Origin of the sequence: Palleronia marisminoris (assembly GCF_900172315.1) — a bacterium.
GTDB lineage: Bacteria > Pseudomonadota > Alphaproteobacteria > Rhodobacterales > Rhodobacteraceae > Palleronia > Palleronia marisminoris.
Map to the genome: position 1 here is coordinate 93,266 of NZ_FWFV01000003.1, position 16,580 is coordinate 109,845.

Sequence of the window (16,580 nt, forward strand, 5' to 3'; positions counted from 1 at the left end):
TTCCGGTCATCCGACCGACGCGCCGGGGCTTCCTCCCGACGTTGACCATCCGGCCCCGCACAAGCGGTCTAAGCGTGGGGTGAGGGCGGGCAATGCTCAAACGGGCTAAGCAAAGTGACAGTCCCGCCCTCTATTCCAATCGCAAAGGACTTGCACCGCCGACGATAGTGAAATGCGCCGTCAGCGGTCAACAGGTATTTCCGCTGCTACAACGCTTTGCTCAACATAGGCGAGAAGATCAGAAGCCCGATAACGGACGTTCCGGCCCAGCTTCACATATGGAATTCGCCGTTCGCACCAGCGATCACGCTCAAGTTTCTTTTCCGAAACGCCAAGATACTCAGCCGCTTGCGCCTGCGTAACAATGGCGGGCAATGTGACGTTCTTTTCCATACCTGCAATCCCGCTGCATTGATCTATCATGCTGTCGGTGTATTGCGCGTTCGGGCTTGTTGGTAGGCGTTGTGGGCCGCAAAAAAGGGGTCAGGGTCGCCCACGCGGCTACGATGCGGCTACAGGACGGGCGTTTTGCCTCGCCCTAGCCGTTAATTGATTGAAAAATAAGAATGATGCGGTGGCCTGCGGCGGATATGCTGTCCGCTTCAGTCGTCTTCGTACAATGAGCGTATCGCGGCTTTCGTCGCGGCTTCGCGCTCCCTTGTAATCGCCTCATATTCTTCAACCGTCCGAACGCTGATCTTGAAATGACTGGCCGTGTCGGCAAGCGCGTTCTTGTGTAGCGAAGACTTTGCGATTTCGTTTTGTAGGTGGTTCATGACCGCAACCACATCGGGGTGCCCTGCCCCTTTGGGTGGCCGTCCCGCCAGTGCGTCATGCTCATTCGCTGGCTGCGGTGCAAACAGTTCGGCCAATAGTTCACGTTCGCCCGTCCCAAGCGGCGGTTGCCGTGATCGGAGCATGCCAGCCAGGATCGCGCCAGCCTCCGCAGGGCGGTCTTCCTTCCCGCTACGCCATGCGGCGCTTGCGCGGCGCACGGCATGGGCAAACATGGTCTCGCCCGCGCGCCCGCTACCCTTCCGCAGCTTGCCCGTGACGGCCTGCGCCAGCAGTTCCAGCCCGTGCTGATCGAGCGGCTGACCGGACCGCAGGACGGCTGCAAGGGCCTTCCCTTCGGCGGCTACATCCTCGCCAGCCTTCGGACGTAGACCGCCCATAGCCCGCCGTACTGCATGCGCAAAGCCAACGTCATACGGCGCGGTCATGGGCCGACTTCCCGCAACATGAAGTCTTCGATGCGCTGCATGGGATCGCGCAGATCGTCGGTGGTGATTTCGCCCACGTAACCTGCCGTCACGTCGCTGGTGTTCCCGCTGATATGGTTCAGCAGGCGTTTCAACTTGTATGCGGAAATATCGAGTGAGTTCGCAACGGCGGCAAAGGTTCTGCGAAGGTCATGTGCGGTTGCCCGCAACCCGGTGGCCTTGTGGATGCGTATGAAAGCGGTTCGCAGATCGTGCGACACTTCATCCTTTGAGTTTCCGAACACATACTTGCCGGACACTTCTTTTCGCGCCTTCAAGATTTCCGTCAGCTTTGCGCCAAGGGGCAACTGGTGATCGCTGCGATTCTTGGTGTCTCTAAACGTCACCGTCCGCTTTTCTATATCAACCTCCGTCCATGTGAGCGCGGGATAGCCATCTTGTTCATTGCCGAAAACTTCGGACAAGCGCGCGCCAGTCAGCAAGATGAACAGCAAAGCGTCGCGATGTTCGGCCCCGAACCTCAGCCCGGTTAGTTCCGTGCGAACGGCGCTTACCCAACGCGGAATGTCTTCACGCTCGACCCGTGTTTTCTTCGGTTCAGCCGCCGCCCATTGGTTTAGCCGCTTCAACCGATCAACGGGATTTGCAGCGATGAGCGGCGTGGCACTGTCGCTTTCGTCGTTCACGTGGTTCAGTGCCGCACGAAGGTAACGCATCGCAAGATTAGCTTGCGTAGGTGCCACTGAAGCGATTTCGGCATGACGCTTTCTGACCATTTCGCCCGTGATTTCTGTCACTGGCGTCGCCATCCAATCCCCGAAGTGTCGCTTCGTGATGGTGTTGATATCGCGGAGTGTCCTGGCCTTCTTCAGCTTGACGCCTGAACCGTATCCCCGCCCCTTCTTCTTGGGCGCAGAGACGTACCGCTTGACCGCATCTTCTAGCGTCAGGGACTGCGCCACCTTCAAGGCTTCAGCCTCTTTCTTGCCCGCCTTCTCGGCTACGGGATCAACGCCCCTGTTGAACGCATCCGCGTGGCGAGTTGCCTCCGCCCGTGCCCGCTTCAGGTCTGCGAACACGTCCACGCGCCCGATGGTGACGCGCCGCTTACGCCCGTTCACGCGCCCATCGAATATGAAGGATTTGGCCGTAGGCGTGACCCTCAGCCCAAACCCCCGTGGCGTGTCAAACCAGTAGAACTTCTGACCCGTATCGGGGTGAGGCACCGCATCAATCGTCTTCTTGGATAGGTCCACCCGGTCATCCCCCGTTGAATGTAGCCACTATGTAGCCACGCTGATTAGAAGTAGCCGGTGCCTACAACGGACTTGTTAGGGGTGTTTTCCCTGCATAACAACGGAATTTCGTGGCTACATGGTCAGGTTAGAAGTCCTGCGGGGCGTATCGCAGCGGATTGCAAATCCGTGCACACCGGTTCGATTCCGGTACTCGCCTCCATCCCCTGAACAAGCACCTGAAGACGGACGCGCCGAGCGGCGCGCCCACGTCATTTCTCGGGAATAAGGCCGCGGGGGCTGAACCGCAGGACCAGCAATAGCACGACGCCCATCGTCAGCAGCCGGATATGCGCGGCGGACGTCGCAAGATGTGCCTTCAGCGCCGAGCCCTCGGGCAAAGGCGATGCCAGCGCCGACATCACGAGCTGGCCGAGGGGCTCTACCTGGACCCAGAGGAACCAGATCAGGAACCCGCCCAGCACCGCGCCCAGGTTCGATCCCGATCCGCCCACGATCACCATCACCCAGACGAGGAACGTGAATCGCAGCGGCTGGTAGGAGGCCGGCGTCAATTGCCCGTCGAGGGTGGTCATCATCGCGCCGGCAAGGCCGCAGACCGCGCTGCCGATCACGAAGACCTGCAGGTGCCGGCGCGTGACGTCCTTGCCCATGGCGCGGGCGGCGGTCTCGTTGTCGCGGATGGCGCGCATCATCCGGCCCCAGGGCGAATGCAGCGCCAGTTGGGCCAGCACGAAGACGATCGCGAGAACGATGGCGAAGAGGATGCCGTAATTCGCCTTCACCCAGAGGCCGCTCGCCGTGACCGGGTCGAGGCCGAGCCCCCCGACGATATCACCGAACTCGCGCGAGCGCTGCAGGTCCACCTCGTAGGGAACGGGGCGCGGCAGGCCGATGACGTTCTTCACGCCCCGCGCGAGCCAGTCCTCGTTCTTGAGGACCGCGATGACGATCTCGGCGATCCCGAGCGTCGCGATGGCCAGGTAGTCCGACCGCAGCCCCAGCGCCGTCTTGCCGATGATCCAGGCCGCGCCCGCGGCGATCAGCCCGCCCACCGGCCAGGACAGGATCACCGGCAGGCCGAGCCCGCCCAGGTAGCCGGTCGAGGCGGCGTTCGTCCGCTCCACCGCCTCGACGCCCGGGTCGAGGACGCCGCGATAGACGAAGAAGCCTATGACGAGGATCGCCAGAACCACCAACACGCGCGCCCGCCCCGGCGCCATGCGACCGAAGGCCAGGATGGCCGCCGTGATCGTGGCAGCGCCGATCGCAAGGCCCGCCAGGATGCGGGTGCCCCCTGCGGCCCAGGCCTCTCCGACGGGCGGCATGGACACCAGCACGGTGGCCAGGCCGCCAAGGGCAACGAAACCCATGACGCCGACATTGAACAGACCCGCGAACCCCCATTGCAGGTTCACGCCCAGCGCCATCACCGCCGAGACGAGCCCCATGTTCAGGATGACGAGCGCCGAGTTCCAGCTCTGGAATACGCCTGTCAGGACGATCATCATCGCCACACCGGCGAAGAGAAGCGTGTTGCGGAGGGTCTCGTTCATACCGATTTCCCCTTGAAGAGGCCCGTGGGCCGGAACAGCAGAACGACCACGAGGATCATGAAGCTGACCGCGAACTTGTAGTCGGTGGACAGAAGCTGGACGAGGTTCGACGGCTCGAGGCTGTCCGGCATCGCGTAGGCCAGCACCCGCTTCCACGCGTAGGTGATCGTCACCTCGGAGAACGCGATGACGAAGCCACCCGCGATCGCCCCGACAGGCGAGCCGAGCCCGCCGACGATCGCCGCCGCGAAGATCGGCAACAGAAGCTGGAAATAGGTGAAGGGCTTGAAGCTCTTGTCGAGGCCGTAGAGCACGCCGGCCAGCGTCGCCAGCGCGGCGACGATCACCCAGGTGACCGCCACGACCCTCTCTGGATTGATGCCCGACAGCAGCGCCAGGTCCTCGTTGTCCGAGAACGCGCGCATGGATTTGCCGGTGCGCGTGCGGTTGAGGAACCAGAACAGCGCCGCCACCACGATCACCGCCGTGATCAGCGTGATCGCCTGGCTGGTGCGCAGGCCGAACCCCTCGTCGAGGCCCGTCCATGCCTGGAAGTCCCGGACGGTGAAGATGAACCGCGCGCCGTCATCGAAGAACTGGTCTCCCGGTCCCACGATCAGACGGACGACGCCGTTATAGATGAACATGACACCGATCGAGACGATCACGAGGATCACCGGGTTCGCCTTCTGCCGTCGATAGAAGCGATAAACGACCCGGTCCGTCCCCAGCAGGAACAGTGCCGTCACGATGATTCCGGCCGGCAGCGCCAGAAGCGCGGTCGGGATCGGCCCCAGCGAGATTCCAAGCGCCTGCAGCCCCCATGTGAACAGGATCGTCGCCATGGCCCCGAACGCCATCGAGTCGCCATGCGCGAAGTTCGAGAACCGAAGGATCCCGTAGACCAGCGTCACTCCCAGCGCGCCCAGCGCCAGCTGCGCCCCATAGGCCGTCGCCGGGATCACCACGAAATTCATCAGCGCCACGATCGCGTTGATCGGCTCCATCAGCCCGCCCCCTCATAGAACCCGGTGTGAATTGCTTGGCTCGCGCCCGGCCGTCCGGACGTCCGAATGTTTCTTCTCGAATTTTGCATCACTCAGCCGCCCAGGAACGACCGGCGGACTTCGGGATCGGCCAACAGTTCGCGCCCCGAGCCGGTATGGGCGTTCGCGCCCTGCACCAGCACGTAGGCGCGATCCGCGATCTCGAGCGCCTGGCGGGCGTTCTGTTCGACCATCAGGATCGGGATGCCGGTGCGGCTGACCTCGATGATCCGGTCGAAGAGCTCGTCCATGACGATGGGTGAGACCCCCGCGGTCGGCTCGTCCAGCATCAGCACCTTGGGCTTGGTCATCAGCGCGCGGCCCACGGCGACCTGCTGGCGCTGCCCGCCGGACAGTTCGCCCGCGTGCTGGTGGCGCTTCTCGCGCAGGATCGGGAACAGGTCGTAGACCTGCTCCATCGTCGGGCGGATGTCGTCCTGCCGGATGAAGGCGCCCATCTCGAGGTTTTCCTCGACGCTCATCGAGGCGAAGATGTTGTTCGTCTGGGGCACGAACCCCATTCCGGCCTTCACCCGGTCCTGCGGGGAAAGCGCCGTGATGTCCTGCCCGTCGAGCACGACAGACCCTTCGCGCAGCGGCAGCATCCCGAAGATCGCCTTCATCGCGGTGGACTTGCCGGCGCCGTTCGGCCCCACGATCACCGCGATCTGCCCCGGATTCACCGAGATCGTGCAGTCGTGCAGGATGTCCGGACCCTTGCCGTAGCCGCCGGTCATGCCCCGCCCCGCCAGGAACGGCGCGCCCTCGGCGGGCGTCGCATCGCCGCTGCGTTCGGGCGTGACCAGCTCGCCCCCTGCCCGCGGGTTCACGATCGAGGCGTCACGGACTCCGCGACCGCCATAGGGGCCGTCATTCGCGCCGCTCATGCCCGGGCCTCCAGCTTGTCCTTGTTTTTCAGGCCGGTGCCCAGATAGGCCTCGATCACCTCTTCATTGGCCTTGATCTCGGCCAGCGAGCCCTCGGCCAGCACCTTGCCTTCGGCCATGACGATGACCGGGTCGCAGAGCCGTTCGATGAAATCCATGTCGTGCTCGATGACGACGAAGGTATAGCCGCGCTCTTGGTTCAGGCGGCGGATGGCGTCGGCGATGGTGTTCAGAAGCGTGCGGTTCACGCCCGCGCCGACCTCGTCCAGAAAGACGATCTTGGCGTCGACCATCATCGTGCGGCCAAGCTCCAGGAGCTTCTTCTGCCCGCCAGAGACTTGCCCCGCCTTGTGATCCGCAAGATGCGAGATCGTCAGGAACTCGAGCACCTCGTCAGCGCGGGCGGCAAGGGCGCGTTCCTCGTCGGCGATGCGCTTGCGGCCGAACCAGGTGTTCCACAGCCCCTCGCCCGACTGGCCCGGCGGAACCATCATCAGGTTCTCGCGGCAGGTCATCGAGGAAAATTCATGGGCGATCTGGAACGTCCGCAGCAGGCCCTTGTGGAACAACTCGTGCGGCGGAAGGCCGGTGATGTCCGCACCTTCCATCGTCACGCGGCCGCTCGTCGGGGGCAGCACCCCCGCGATCACGTTGAACAGCGTGGTCTTGCCCGCGCCGTTGGGTCCGATCAGCCCGGTGATCGAGCCTGTCTCGATCCGCAGGCTGGCCCCGTCCACCGCGTGGAAGCCGCCGAAATGCTTGTGTAGGTCGTGGACTTCGATCATCCGCCGGTCCTCAAAAGAACAGCCCGGGGGTTTGCCCCCGGGCTGCGGGTTCGTCAAGTGGGTCGAGGATCAGCGGTAGCCGATCACTTCCAGCGCACCGTCCTGAACGCGGAACTCGGCGTAGCTGCCGGCCGCTTCGCCGGGCTCGACGAATTCGACGCCGGTGGCGCCTTCGTAGTCGACCTCGCCACCATCGGCGATGATCTGCAGCGCCTTCGCCAGCTCGCCGGGATAGATCTTCTCGCCCGGCTCGTTGGCGATACCCATGATCTCACCGGCATAGTCGCCGGCCGAGGCGGACTCGGCCTGCGCCATCGCGAGGACCAGCAGCGCCGCGGCGTCATAGCTTTCGCCCGCATAGACCGAGGTGCCGTCGATGCCGGCTTCGTCGGCCATGGTCTGAAACATGTCGGCGCCTTCGTTCTCGCCGCCCGGAGCCGTCCCGATCGAACCTTCGATGGACTGGCCGAAGCGCTCGGTCAGGCTGTCGCCGATCATCCCGTCGCCGAAGGCGAAGGTGTCGAACGCCCCGGTGTCGAGCGCCGACTGGATGATTCCGGCGCCGCCCTGGTCGACGTAGCCCAGCACCACCAGCGCATCGCCACCGGCCGAGGCCAGCGCGCCGACTTCGGCCGAATAGTCGCCCTTGCCGTCCTCGTGGCTGGCCGACAGCGTCACCGTGCCACCTTGATCCTCATAGGACGCGATGAAGGCGTCGGCGAAGCCGTTGCCGTAGTCGTTGTTGGTATAGGTGACGGCGACTTCCTCGATACCTTCCTCGATCAGGATGTTCGCCATGACCTCGCCCTGCCGCGCGTCGGAGGGCGCGGTGCGGAAGAACAGGCCGTTATCCTCGGCGCTCGACAGGGCCGGCGAGGTCGCGGCAGGAGAGATCATCGCCACGCCATTGGGCACGGCCACGTTCGACAGCACGGCGGTCGTCACGCCCGAGCAGTCGGCGCCCATGATCGCGGTCACGCCGTCCGAGGTGATCATCCGCTCGGCCGCGGCGGTGGCGGCGGCGGCGTCGACGCAGGTCGCGTCGGCACGGACCGGCTCGATCGAGGTGCCGCCCATGAAATTCTCGTTGCCCGACGCTTCCGAGATCGCCATCTCGGCGCCCGAGGCCATGGCCGGGCTCAGGCTTTCGATCGGGCCGGTGAAGCTGAGCAGCACGCCCATCTTGACGGGGTCGGTCCCGCTTTGGGCGAAGGCGGCGCCTGCGATGAGGGTCGCGGCGGCGGCGGTGGTAGCAAGAAGATGTTTCATGAGTCTCTCTCTGTCGTGTCGACCGTTTCGGCCGTTTGTTGCGCGAACGGTGCTTCGCCCGCGCTTTTGCTTAGGTATCGAGTCGTAATGGCATAATTCGCGGTCGTCGATGCGATTTTTCGGCTGTTCCGGCCGGTGTTCCGTAGGGTCAGTTCGCCTCGTCGTCCGGATGGCCGAGGTTGCAGAACCAGCCGCCGTAGTTTTGCACCGCCTTGTCGGCGGGGTTCGGTGTGTCGGTCCGGGCTTCGATTCCCTCGCGGAACGGCGCCGAGCTGTCCCCGGGCTGCCAGCCCAGATGCCCGGCGAGGCGGTTGTCGAACGCCTTCATCGGGTTGTCCGACGACCCGAACGCGATCGTGTGGCCCACATGCGGCGCCGTCAGCGCGGCGATCACGAGGGCCGTCATGTCGTCGAAGCTGAGCCACGACCACAGCATCCGCCGGTCACGCGGTTCGGGATAGCTCGAGAAGATCCGCAGCATGGCGCTCTCGATCCCGTACTTGTCCCAGTAGAGCCGCGAGAGGTCCTCGACGAAGCACTTGGACAGGCCATAGAGGCTGTCGGGCCGGTGCGGCGCTGTGGCGTCGATATGGCTCTCGATGGCGTGGAAGCCGATGGCGTGGACCGAGGACGCGTAGACGACCCGCTTCACCCCGTGCCGTCGCGCGCCCTCGTAGATGTGGTAGCTGCCCCGGATCGACGAGTTCAGCACCTCGTCCCACGGCTTCTCCAGCGGCGCGCCGCCGAAATGGACGATAGCGTCGACCCCCTCGCACATCGCCATCGCCGCCTTCTCGTCGGCGAGGTCGCAGATCGCCGCCTCTTCGCCATCCGTCAGGTCCGCGATCTCTTCCCGGTCGTTCAGGCGCAGCGTCCTCGTCAGGGGCGCCAGCGCGCGCCGCAGCTCGGTGCCGAGGGCGCCGGCCGCGCCGGTCAGAAGGAGGGTGTCGAATCTGGGCGTCGTCATCGGGCGGCTCCGGTCTGGGGACGTTCACCCCAGACAGAGCACCCTTCGCCGGCGGGGTCGAGAGGGTCGCTGTCACGGCCCGCCTGCCGCTGCGGGGCGGCTTGCGCAAAACCGGGCGGTCCATTGACGCCCGCGTGTCGATGGCGTTGGAAGGCTGCATGACCGACGACCCGACCCTGACGGGATGCTGCGCCGGCGCGCGTGGCGAGACCTCCCGCGATCCGCACGAGGATCGCGCTCTCTCCGTCTTCCGGGCGGACGGCGCCGAGCGCGGTTCCCTGCGCGCCCGCCTGACCGAGATCCCCGGCGGCATCTTCGAGATGGGCGCCCGCAAGTCGACGTATCCGGACGATCTCGACAGCCCTGTGCGGAAGGTGAAGCTCGACCCGTTCCTGATCTCGCCCACTTCGGTCACGAACGCCGAATACGCCCGCTTCGCCGAGGCCACCGGCTACCGCACCGTCGCCGAGGCCGAGGGGTGGAGCGTCGTCTTCCACCTCCTCCTCCCCGACCCGGCCCGGCATCCGCACCACCCGCCCGGCCTGCCGTGGTGGCGCCGCGTGGACGGCGCGCACTGGGCCGCGCCAGAGGGACCCGGATCGGACTGGCGCGACCGGGCCGACCATCCGGTCACCCATGTCGCCTGGTTCGATGCGTTGGCCTATTGCACCTGGGCCGGCCTGCGCCTGCCGACCGAGGCCGAATGGGAGCGTGCCGCGCGCGGCGGCTTGTCCCGCAAGAAGTTCCCCTGGGGCAACCGGCTCGAGCCTGACGGCCACGCCATGAACATCTGGCAAGGCGACTTTCCCCACGAGAACACGGCCGAGGACGGTTTCGTCGGCACCGCTCCCGTGGATGCCTACGAGCCCAACGGCTACGGCCTCTTCAACACGACCGGCAACGTGTGGGAGTGGGTCGCCGACCGCTACGGCCCCCGACCTGCGCCGGGACGCCTGCCCGAGCGGAACCCCACCGGCCCCTCGGACGGCTGGCAGCGCATCCAGCGCGGCGGATCGTTCCTGTGCCACGCGAGCTATTGCGACAGGTACCACGTCCATTCCCGCACTCGGAACGATCCCGACAGTTCGACATCGAACGCGGGGTTCCGGGTGGCGGCCCCCCTGTGAGACTGGCCCCGGCCAGAGATCCGCGCAGGAGGGCCTCGTGACCCGCGATCCGCCGACACGCCCACGGGGGCAGGAGTGACGTCGGGCGCGGCGCGACGCGACCGCATGGGCGGGATCGCCATGGCCGGCGCGCTGCTGGTCTCGATCCCCCACGAGTTCACCGCACTGCCCGCACTCTCGTGGATGGCAATCGGCTGCACCCTCGCCGGTCTCGCCTGTTTTGCGCCACAGGTGCCGCGCAAGGCCGCGATCTTCCTGGCGATCGGAGCGGCGCTTCTGGTCGCGGCGGTGGCGATCCTGCCCGAGTGGCCCGAGGCGTTGGCCGCCGCCTTCGTCCGCGGCGCCTTCATCGCGGCGTTCTTCACCGCGCTCACCGCGATCCGAAGTGCCGCGATCACCGATCCTGGCATCCTCGAGTGCGGGCGGTTCCTCGCGGGCCAGCCCCCTGGCCGGCGCTACGTGGCGCTGACACTGGGCGGGCAGGCGTTCGGTCTGGTGCTGATGTACGGGTCGATCTCGCTTCTGGGCGCGCTCGCCACCGAAAACGCCGAGACGACGGACGACCCCGAGGTCCAGCGCCACCGCACCCGGAGGATGCTGGTCGCGATCCAGCGCGGCTTCATCTCTACCCTGCCGTGGTCACCCCTCGCTTTCGCGTCGGCGATCTCGCTCAGCGTCGTGCCGGGGTCCGCATGGGCGGCGGCGGTGCCCTTCTGCCTTGTCAGCTCGGCGCTTCTGGCCGGGATCGGCTGGACGCTCGACACGGTGTTCAAGCCGCGCCTGTCCCACCCTGCGCCACAGCACGGCCCCGCCGAGGGGCAATGGCTGCGCCACCTTCGCCCGCTGCTGACGCTGCTCGCCGTGCTTCTGGGCTCGGCCGCCACCCTGCACTTGGTCACGGGCGTCCGCATCTTCGGCGCGGTCATGGCGATCGTGCCGATCCTGTCGCTGGCGTGGGTGGCGCTTCAACCCGGCACGCGGGGCGGCGCGCGCGGCACCGCGGCCCTGTCGCGCGCGGGGCAGTTCGCAACTGCGGACCTTCCGGCGTTGAAGACCGAGATCACGCTGCTGGTCATGGCGGGCGTCATCGGCTCACTGGGCTCGGCGCTCGCCGCGCCCTTGGCAGGGCACATTGGCTTCGACCTGACGGCACTTCCGGCATGGGTCGTGCTGCTTTCCGTCTTCTGGCTGATCCCGTTCACCGGGCAGATCGGCATGAACCCGATCCTTGCCGTGTCGCTGTTCGGGCCGCTTCTGCCCGCGCCCGAGGCGCTCGGGATTGCGCCCGCCGTCATGGTCTGCGCCATCACCAGCGGCTGGGCACTCAGCGGCGCGACCTCGCCTTTCACGGCCTCGGTCCTGCTGGTCGCCAATTTCGGCCGGGTCAGCGCGCTGCACGCCGGACTGCGCTGGAACGGTGTCTACGCGCTGACCTGCGGCGTCGTTCTGTCGGGCTGGATCCTGCTGCTGGCGCGCCTGCTCTAGCCGAGCATCTCGTCCATCGAGACCGCGCGCCCCTCGACCATGGACGCCTGCGCTGCGAGCCCTATCAACACGGCCCATTTGCCATCCGACAGCCCCACCTCGGGCACCGCGCGCACGCCCCGCACCATCTCGATGAAGCCGCGGTGCTGGAAATAGGTCGAGCCGTTGTGGTCGCCCGCCGCCAGCAGCGTCGGGTCCACCGGCACCTGCCGGGTCCGCGGTCCCATCGGCTCGCGCGGGGACACCACCAGCTCGGGCACCGGAGGCGCGCCGAGGCTGTCGGGCCAGAACCGGCCGGGGCCGGGCACGAAAGCCTCGATCTTGCCGCGGGGGCCGACGGCCATCAGCTCCTCCTGCCATTGCGAGCCTTCGGCGAACATGCACAGCTCGAGCATCGCGCGGGCGCCGTTGGCGAACTCGACCAGCACGTAGCCGTGGTCGAACACGTCGGGCGAGCCGTTGGCGTAGGTCTCGAACAGGTGGTTCGCCGCCTGCCCGCCCATGGCCATGACCCGCACCGGGTCGGCGCCCAGCACCAGCCGCATCAGGTCGAAGAAGTGGCAGCACTTTTCCACGAAGGTGCCGCCGGTGAAGCGGTTGAAGCGGTTCCAGTCGCCGACCTTGTTGAGGAACGGAAAGCGGTGCTCGCGGATCGACAGCATCGTGATCCCGCCCGTCACGTCCTGCGCTTCGGCAAGGAAGGCCGCGACGGGCGGCATGTAGCGATACTCCATCGCCACCCAGATCGCCGCCGGGTAGTCGCGCATCAGGTCATCGATGGCAGACGCCTGATCCATCCCGGTGAAGAGCGGCTTTTCGACCAGCACCGGCAGGGGCCGACGCGCGGCAATGGTGTGCAACTGCTCGACATGGCGGAAGTTCGGGCTGGCGATCAGCAGGCAGTCGAGCGGCTCGTGGGCGAGCAGCGCGTCGAGGTCCTCGACGAAGACCGCGTGCGGCGCCAGATCGCGGGCACGGGCGCGCATCTCGGCATCGGGTTCGAAGATCACGCCCACCTCCGCCCCGTCCAGCAGGGCGATGTTGCGCAGGTGCTCGCGGCCCATCATGCCGCAGCCGATGACCCCGTACGTGACGCGCTTGGCGGTGTTTCCGCTCATTTCGCCCCTCCCCGGCGACTGACCGAGCGCATAGACCCATCGCGACGGGCGGCGCGCAAGAGGATTCTCGGCGTTCGACATGCGCGCGCAACCTTGTTTGATGCATCCGCATGAGCAATGAAGGGCTCGGGACATTGCAGGGGAGAACAGGGGATGAGGGCACTGCTTTCGCTCGCGCGGGCGATCGACCGCGTCAACGGCTGGATCGGGAAGGTCGTGGCGTGGCTGATCCTGGCGGCGGTGCTCGTGTCTGCGGGCAACGCGATCATCCGCAAGAGCTTCAACATCTCGTCCAACGCCTGGCTCGAGCTTCAGTGGTACCTGTTCGGAGCGGTCTTCCTGCTCTGCGCCGCCTGGACCCTGCGCGAGAACGAGCATGTCCGCGTGGACGTGCTGTCGGCCACCCTGTCCGCACGCGGCCGGGCGATCATCGACCTCGCGCTGCACATCCTGTTCCTGCTGCCGTTCGTCGGGCTGATGGTCTGGCTGTCCTGGCCGTTCTTCATCTCGTCCTTCATGACGGGCGAGCAATCCTCGAATGCCGGCGGGTTGATCCGCTGGCCGGCCAAGTTGTTCGTGCTGCTGGGCTTCATCTCGTTCGCAGCACAGGGCGTGGCCGAGATCATCAAGCGGTCGGCACAGCTGTCGGGCGCGATGCCCTTCCCGAGCCATGAACCCGAGGACGAAATGCCCCCCGTGCAGGAGGCCCGCTCATGATCGAGCTTATCGCCCACAACCTCGCCCCGATCATGTTCATCAGCGTGATGGGCCTTCTGTTGCTGGGCTACCCGGTGGCGCTGACCCTTGCGGGCGGAGGTCTCGCCTTCTTCGCCATCGGCGTCGGACTTTCCGATTACTCCAACGACATCAACCTCTTCTGGCCTCTTCTTCGTGCAATGCCTGAACGTGTCTTCGGCATCATGTCGAACGATACGCTGCTGGCGATCCCGTTCTTCACCTTCATGGGCCTGATCCTCGAAAGATCGGGCATGGCCGAGGATCTGCTCGATACCGTTGGCCAGCTTTTCGGCCCCCTGCGCGGCGGCGTGGCCTTCGCCGTGATCCTCGTGGGGGCGCTGCTGGCGGCCACGACGGGCGTCGTCGCGGCGTCGGTGATCGCGATGGGGCTGATCTCGCTCCCCATCATGCAGCGCTACAAGTACGACCCCGCGGTCGCCACCGGCACCATTGCCGCGGCCGGGACGCTGGCGCAGATCGTGCCGCCGTCGCTGGTGCTGATCGTCATGGCCGACCAGCTGGGCGTGTCGGTCGGTGACATGTATTTGGGCGCGCTCTACCCCGCGCTGATCGTCATCGGGGCCTACTGCCTCTACATGCTGGGCCTGACCCTGCTGCGACCGAACGCCGTGCCCGCCCTGCCCCCGGAAGAGCGGCGCCTGGGCGGCGGCATCTGGTCGCTGGTCGCCATGGCTGTGCTGGCGGTGGTGCTTTACCTCGCCTCGTCGCGGCTGCTCTTCTCGAGCTACATCCCGGCCACGCGCGTCGTCTTCGCCTCGGCGTTCACGGTGCTCGTGTGCCTCGGCATCGCGCTGGCCAACCGCCACCTCAAGCTTGGCCTCCTGTCGCGCCTTGCCGAAGAGGTGGTGATCGTCCTGATCCCGCCGCTCGCGCTGATCTTCCTCGTTCTCGGCACCATCTTCCTTGGCATCGCGACGCCGACCGAGGGCGGCGCCATGGGCGCGGTGGGGGCGCTGATCCTCGCGTTTGCGAAGCGGCGGCTGGATAAGCAGACCCTGAGATCGGCGGTCGAGGCGACGGCCAAGCTGTCGGCTTTCGTCCTCTTCATCCTGATCGGCGCGCGGGTCTTCGGCTTGACCTTCTACGGCGTCAACGGGCAGGTCTGGCTCGAGGAACTGCTGCTGGCGCTTCCGGGCGGACAGTTCGGGTTCCTCATCGTCGTCACGATCGTGATCTTCATCCTTGGCTGCTTCCTCGACTTCTTCGAGATCGCCTTCATCCTCGTGCCCCTGCTGGCGCCGGTGGCGGACACCCTCGGGATCGACCTGATCTGGTTCGGCGTGATCCTGTCGCTGAACCTGCAAACGTCGTTCCTGACGCCACCCTTCGGCTTCGCGCTGTTCTACCTCAGATCCGTCGCGCCGACCACGGACAGGGAGGATCGCCAGACCGGCGAACGCCTGCCTGGCGTCCAGACGCGGGAGATCTATCGCGGCGTGCTGCCCTATATCGGCATCCAGTTCGTGCTGATCCTGCTGGTCATCCTGGTGCCCGGCCTCGTCACCCACTACGACGACGCGCGGCAGGCCCGGCAGAATGCTCCGGCCACCGAAACCGCGCCGGCCCCCGGCAGCTTCAACTTCGGCGGCGGAGAGGCGGAGACCGACACGGCGCCGAGCGAGGGGTTCAACTTCGGTGGTGGCGCCGAACAGGCCGAGCCCGAAGCGCCCCCCAACACGGGACCGGACAGCCTGAACTTCGGCGGATCGGATCCGGCCCCCGAACCCCAGTCCGAAGGCTTCAACTTCGGCGGCGACGCGGAACCGGAGCCCGAGCCCGAGCCTGAACCAGAACCAGAACCAGAACCGTCGACAGGCGGCTTCAACTTCAACTGACCCAACAAAAAAGGCGCCGGGGATCACCCGGGGCCTTTCGACTTCTCGAGGTATCGCGGTCAGTTGGCGGAACCGCCGCCGACCGAACCGGCACCCGAAATCTGCGCCGGAAGCAGGCCGTTCGCCTGCTTCTGCTGCATGAAGCGCGCGAAGTTCTGCTCCGCGACCTGCTGCCACAGGAAGTGCTCGGCCTGGAAGGCCATCATGCTGTCGTAGATGTCCGACCACCCGTCCGCGCTGCCGCGCAGATCGGAATAGAGCGCCAGCGCGGCGTCATAGGTCGCGTTCAGCACGTCGTCCGGAAACGCGCGCAGCTGCGCGCCCTGCTGGACGAGCGACCGCAGCGCCGTCGGGTTCTTGTAGTCGTATTCCGCCATCATCTCGGTATTGGCGGCGCGGCAGGCGGTCTGCAGCAGGCTCTTGTACGTGTCGGGCAGCCCGTTCCACGCGTCGTTACCGACGAAGACGTTGAGGGTCAGGTTCCCCTCCCACCAGCCGGGATAGTAGTAGTAGGGCGCGACCTGATAGAAGCCGAGCTTCTCGTCGTCATAGGGGCCGATCCACTCGGCCGCGTCGATCGTGCCGCGTTCCAGCGCCGGGTAGATGTCGCCGCCCGCGATCTGCTGGGGCACGACGCCGATCTGCTCCATGATCTGGCCGGCAAGGCCGGCGATCCGCATCTGCAGGCCGTCCATGTCCGAAAGCCCGCCGATCTCTTCCCGGAACCAGCCGCCCATCTGCGTGCCGGTGTTGCCCGCGGGCAGGTAGTGCAGCCCCTGGCTGTTGTAGAACCCGTTGAGCAGGTCGAGGCCCCCACCGTAGTAGAGCCAGGCGTTCATGCCCCGGTTGTTCAGGCCGTAGGGAACCACGGCTCCCAGCGCCCAGGTGGGCGACTTGCCGACATAGTAATAGGCGGCCGTGTGGCACATCTCGACCGTGCCGTTCTGGACGGCGTCGGCGGCCTGCAGGCCGGGAACGATCTCGCCGCCCGCGAAGACCTGGATGTCGAAGGCACCGTCGGTCGCCTCGCGCACGTAGTCGGCCACATCGGTGGCGCCGCCATAGATCGTGTCCAGCGCCTGCGGGAAGGACGAGGTGCAGCGCCACTGAACCTGCGGCGAGGATTGCGCGATGGCCGGTGCAGCGAGCGCTCCGGCCCCTGCGCCGCCGATGGCGGCCGTCGTCAGAAACTTCCTGCGATGCATGGTGATCCTCCCTGGTGCATTCAATCCGGCGGCCACTTTGGCAGAAAACCGGGGCGATGCAA

The 16,580-nt window shown here is 66.2% G+C and carries 16 protein-coding genes; 5 read left to right on the plus strand and 11 right to left on the minus strand.

Annotated elements, in window-relative coordinates; genetic code table 11:
* Positions 1-180: 180 nt before the first annotated feature.
* Both PAM7066_RS06735 and PAM7066_RS18545 read right to left on the minus strand, forming a co-directional pair.
* Positions 181-393, minus strand: a complete 213-nt coding sequence (locus PAM7066_RS06735) for a helix-turn-helix domain-containing protein (RefSeq protein WP_090928795.1) — start codon at positions 391-393, stop codon at positions 181-183.
* Positions 394-602: 209 nt separating this feature from the next.
* Positions 603-1,010, minus strand: coding sequence for a hypothetical protein (locus tag PAM7066_RS18545; RefSeq protein ID WP_139214958.1), 408 nt, complete (start codon positions 1,008-1,010; stop codon positions 603-605).
* Between PAM7066_RS18545 and PAM7066_RS18885 the strand changes: the two genes are divergently transcribed.
* Complete coding sequence (locus PAM7066_RS18885; protein ID WP_175484583.1) at positions 999-1,166, plus strand: hypothetical protein; 168 nt, start codon at positions 999-1,001, stop codon at positions 1,164-1,166. The two genes, PAM7066_RS18545 and PAM7066_RS18885, sit on opposite strands and share 12 nt — an antisense overlap.
* A gap of 53 nt (positions 1,167-1,219) precedes the next feature.
* Here PAM7066_RS18885 and PAM7066_RS06740 read toward each other — a convergent pair whose 3' ends face one another.
* The 7 genes from PAM7066_RS06740 to PAM7066_RS06775 form a co-directional block, all read right to left on the minus strand.
* Positions 1,220-2,479 carry a tyrosine-type recombinase/integrase gene (locus tag PAM7066_RS06740; protein ID WP_085853387.1) on the minus strand — a complete coding sequence of 420 codons (1,260 nt, stop codon included), beginning with the start codon at positions 2,477-2,479 and terminating at the stop codon, positions 1,220-1,222.
* A 251-nt stretch (positions 2,480-2,730) separates the two neighbouring features.
* Positions 2,731-4,035 carry a branched-chain amino acid ABC transporter permease gene (locus PAM7066_RS06750; RefSeq protein ID WP_085853388.1) on the minus strand — a complete coding sequence of 435 codons (1,305 nt, stop codon included), beginning with the start codon at positions 4,033-4,035 and terminating at the stop codon, positions 2,731-2,733.
* Positions 4,032-5,042 carry a branched-chain amino acid ABC transporter permease gene (locus PAM7066_RS06755; RefSeq protein WP_085853389.1) on the minus strand — a complete coding sequence of 337 codons (1,011 nt, stop codon included), beginning with the start codon at positions 5,040-5,042 and terminating at the stop codon, positions 4,032-4,034. The genes PAM7066_RS06750 and PAM7066_RS06755 overlap by 4 nt, the downstream gene beginning before the upstream one ends.
* Positions 5,043-5,134: 92 nt before the next feature.
* Positions 5,135-5,968: an ABC transporter ATP-binding protein gene (locus PAM7066_RS06760; protein ID WP_085853390.1), complete on the minus strand. Its 834-nt coding sequence runs from the start codon at positions 5,966-5,968 to the stop codon at positions 5,135-5,137.
* A complete protein-coding gene (locus PAM7066_RS06765) occupies positions 5,965-6,753 on the minus strand; it encodes an ABC transporter ATP-binding protein (protein WP_085853391.1) in 789 nt (262 codons plus the stop codon). The genes PAM7066_RS06760 and PAM7066_RS06765 overlap by 4 nt, the downstream gene beginning before the upstream one ends.
* 69 nt (positions 6,754-6,822) lie before the next feature.
* A complete protein-coding gene (locus tag PAM7066_RS06770; RefSeq protein ID WP_085853392.1) occupies positions 6,823-8,022 on the minus strand; it encodes an ABC transporter substrate-binding protein in 1,200 nt (399 codons plus the stop codon).
* A gap of 148 nt (positions 8,023-8,170) precedes the next feature.
* Positions 8,171-8,989 carry an NAD-dependent epimerase/dehydratase family protein gene (locus PAM7066_RS06775; RefSeq protein ID WP_085853393.1) on the minus strand — a complete coding sequence of 273 codons (819 nt, stop codon included), beginning with the start codon at positions 8,987-8,989 and terminating at the stop codon, positions 8,171-8,173.
* A gap of 158 nt (positions 8,990-9,147) precedes the next feature.
* Here PAM7066_RS06775 and PAM7066_RS06780 point away from each other — a divergent pair, with 158 nt between their 5' ends.
* Both PAM7066_RS06780 and PAM7066_RS06785 read left to right on the plus strand, forming a co-directional pair.
* Entirely contained in the window at positions 9,148-10,116 is a 969-nt protein-coding gene (locus PAM7066_RS06780) for a formylglycine-generating enzyme family protein (protein ID WP_085853394.1), read from the plus strand.
* Positions 10,117-10,191: 75 nt separating this feature from the next.
* Positions 10,192-11,601, plus strand: coding sequence for a hypothetical protein (locus PAM7066_RS06785; RefSeq protein ID WP_245749614.1), 1,410 nt, complete (start codon positions 10,192-10,194; stop codon positions 11,599-11,601).
* Here the strand turns inward: PAM7066_RS06785 and PAM7066_RS06790 are convergent.
* Positions 11,598-12,719: a Gfo/Idh/MocA family protein gene (locus PAM7066_RS06790; RefSeq protein ID WP_085853623.1), complete on the minus strand. Its 1,122-nt coding sequence runs from the start codon at positions 12,717-12,719 to the stop codon at positions 11,598-11,600. The genes PAM7066_RS06785 and PAM7066_RS06790 overlap by 4 nt on opposite strands.
* A 153-nt stretch (positions 12,720-12,872) precedes the next feature.
* Here PAM7066_RS06790 and PAM7066_RS06795 point away from each other — a divergent pair, with 153 nt between their 5' ends.
* Together PAM7066_RS06795 and PAM7066_RS06800 are read left to right on the plus strand one after the other, a co-directional pair.
* Positions 12,873-13,436, plus strand: a complete 564-nt coding sequence (locus tag PAM7066_RS06795) for a TRAP transporter small permease subunit (RefSeq protein ID WP_085853396.1) — start codon at positions 12,873-12,875, stop codon at positions 13,434-13,436.
* On the plus strand, positions 13,433-15,313 hold the full coding sequence (locus PAM7066_RS06800; protein WP_085853397.1) for a TRAP transporter large permease: 1,881 nt from the start codon (positions 13,433-13,435) through the stop codon (positions 15,311-15,313). The genes PAM7066_RS06795 and PAM7066_RS06800 overlap by 4 nt, the downstream gene beginning before the upstream one ends.
* A 59-nt stretch (positions 15,314-15,372) precedes the next feature.
* Here the strand turns inward: PAM7066_RS06800 and PAM7066_RS06805 are convergent, their stop codons facing one another.
* Positions 15,373-16,518: a TRAP transporter substrate-binding protein gene (locus PAM7066_RS06805; RefSeq protein WP_085853398.1), complete on the minus strand. Its 1,146-nt coding sequence runs from the start codon at positions 16,516-16,518 to the stop codon at positions 15,373-15,375.
* Positions 16,519-16,580 lie beyond the last annotated feature (62 nt).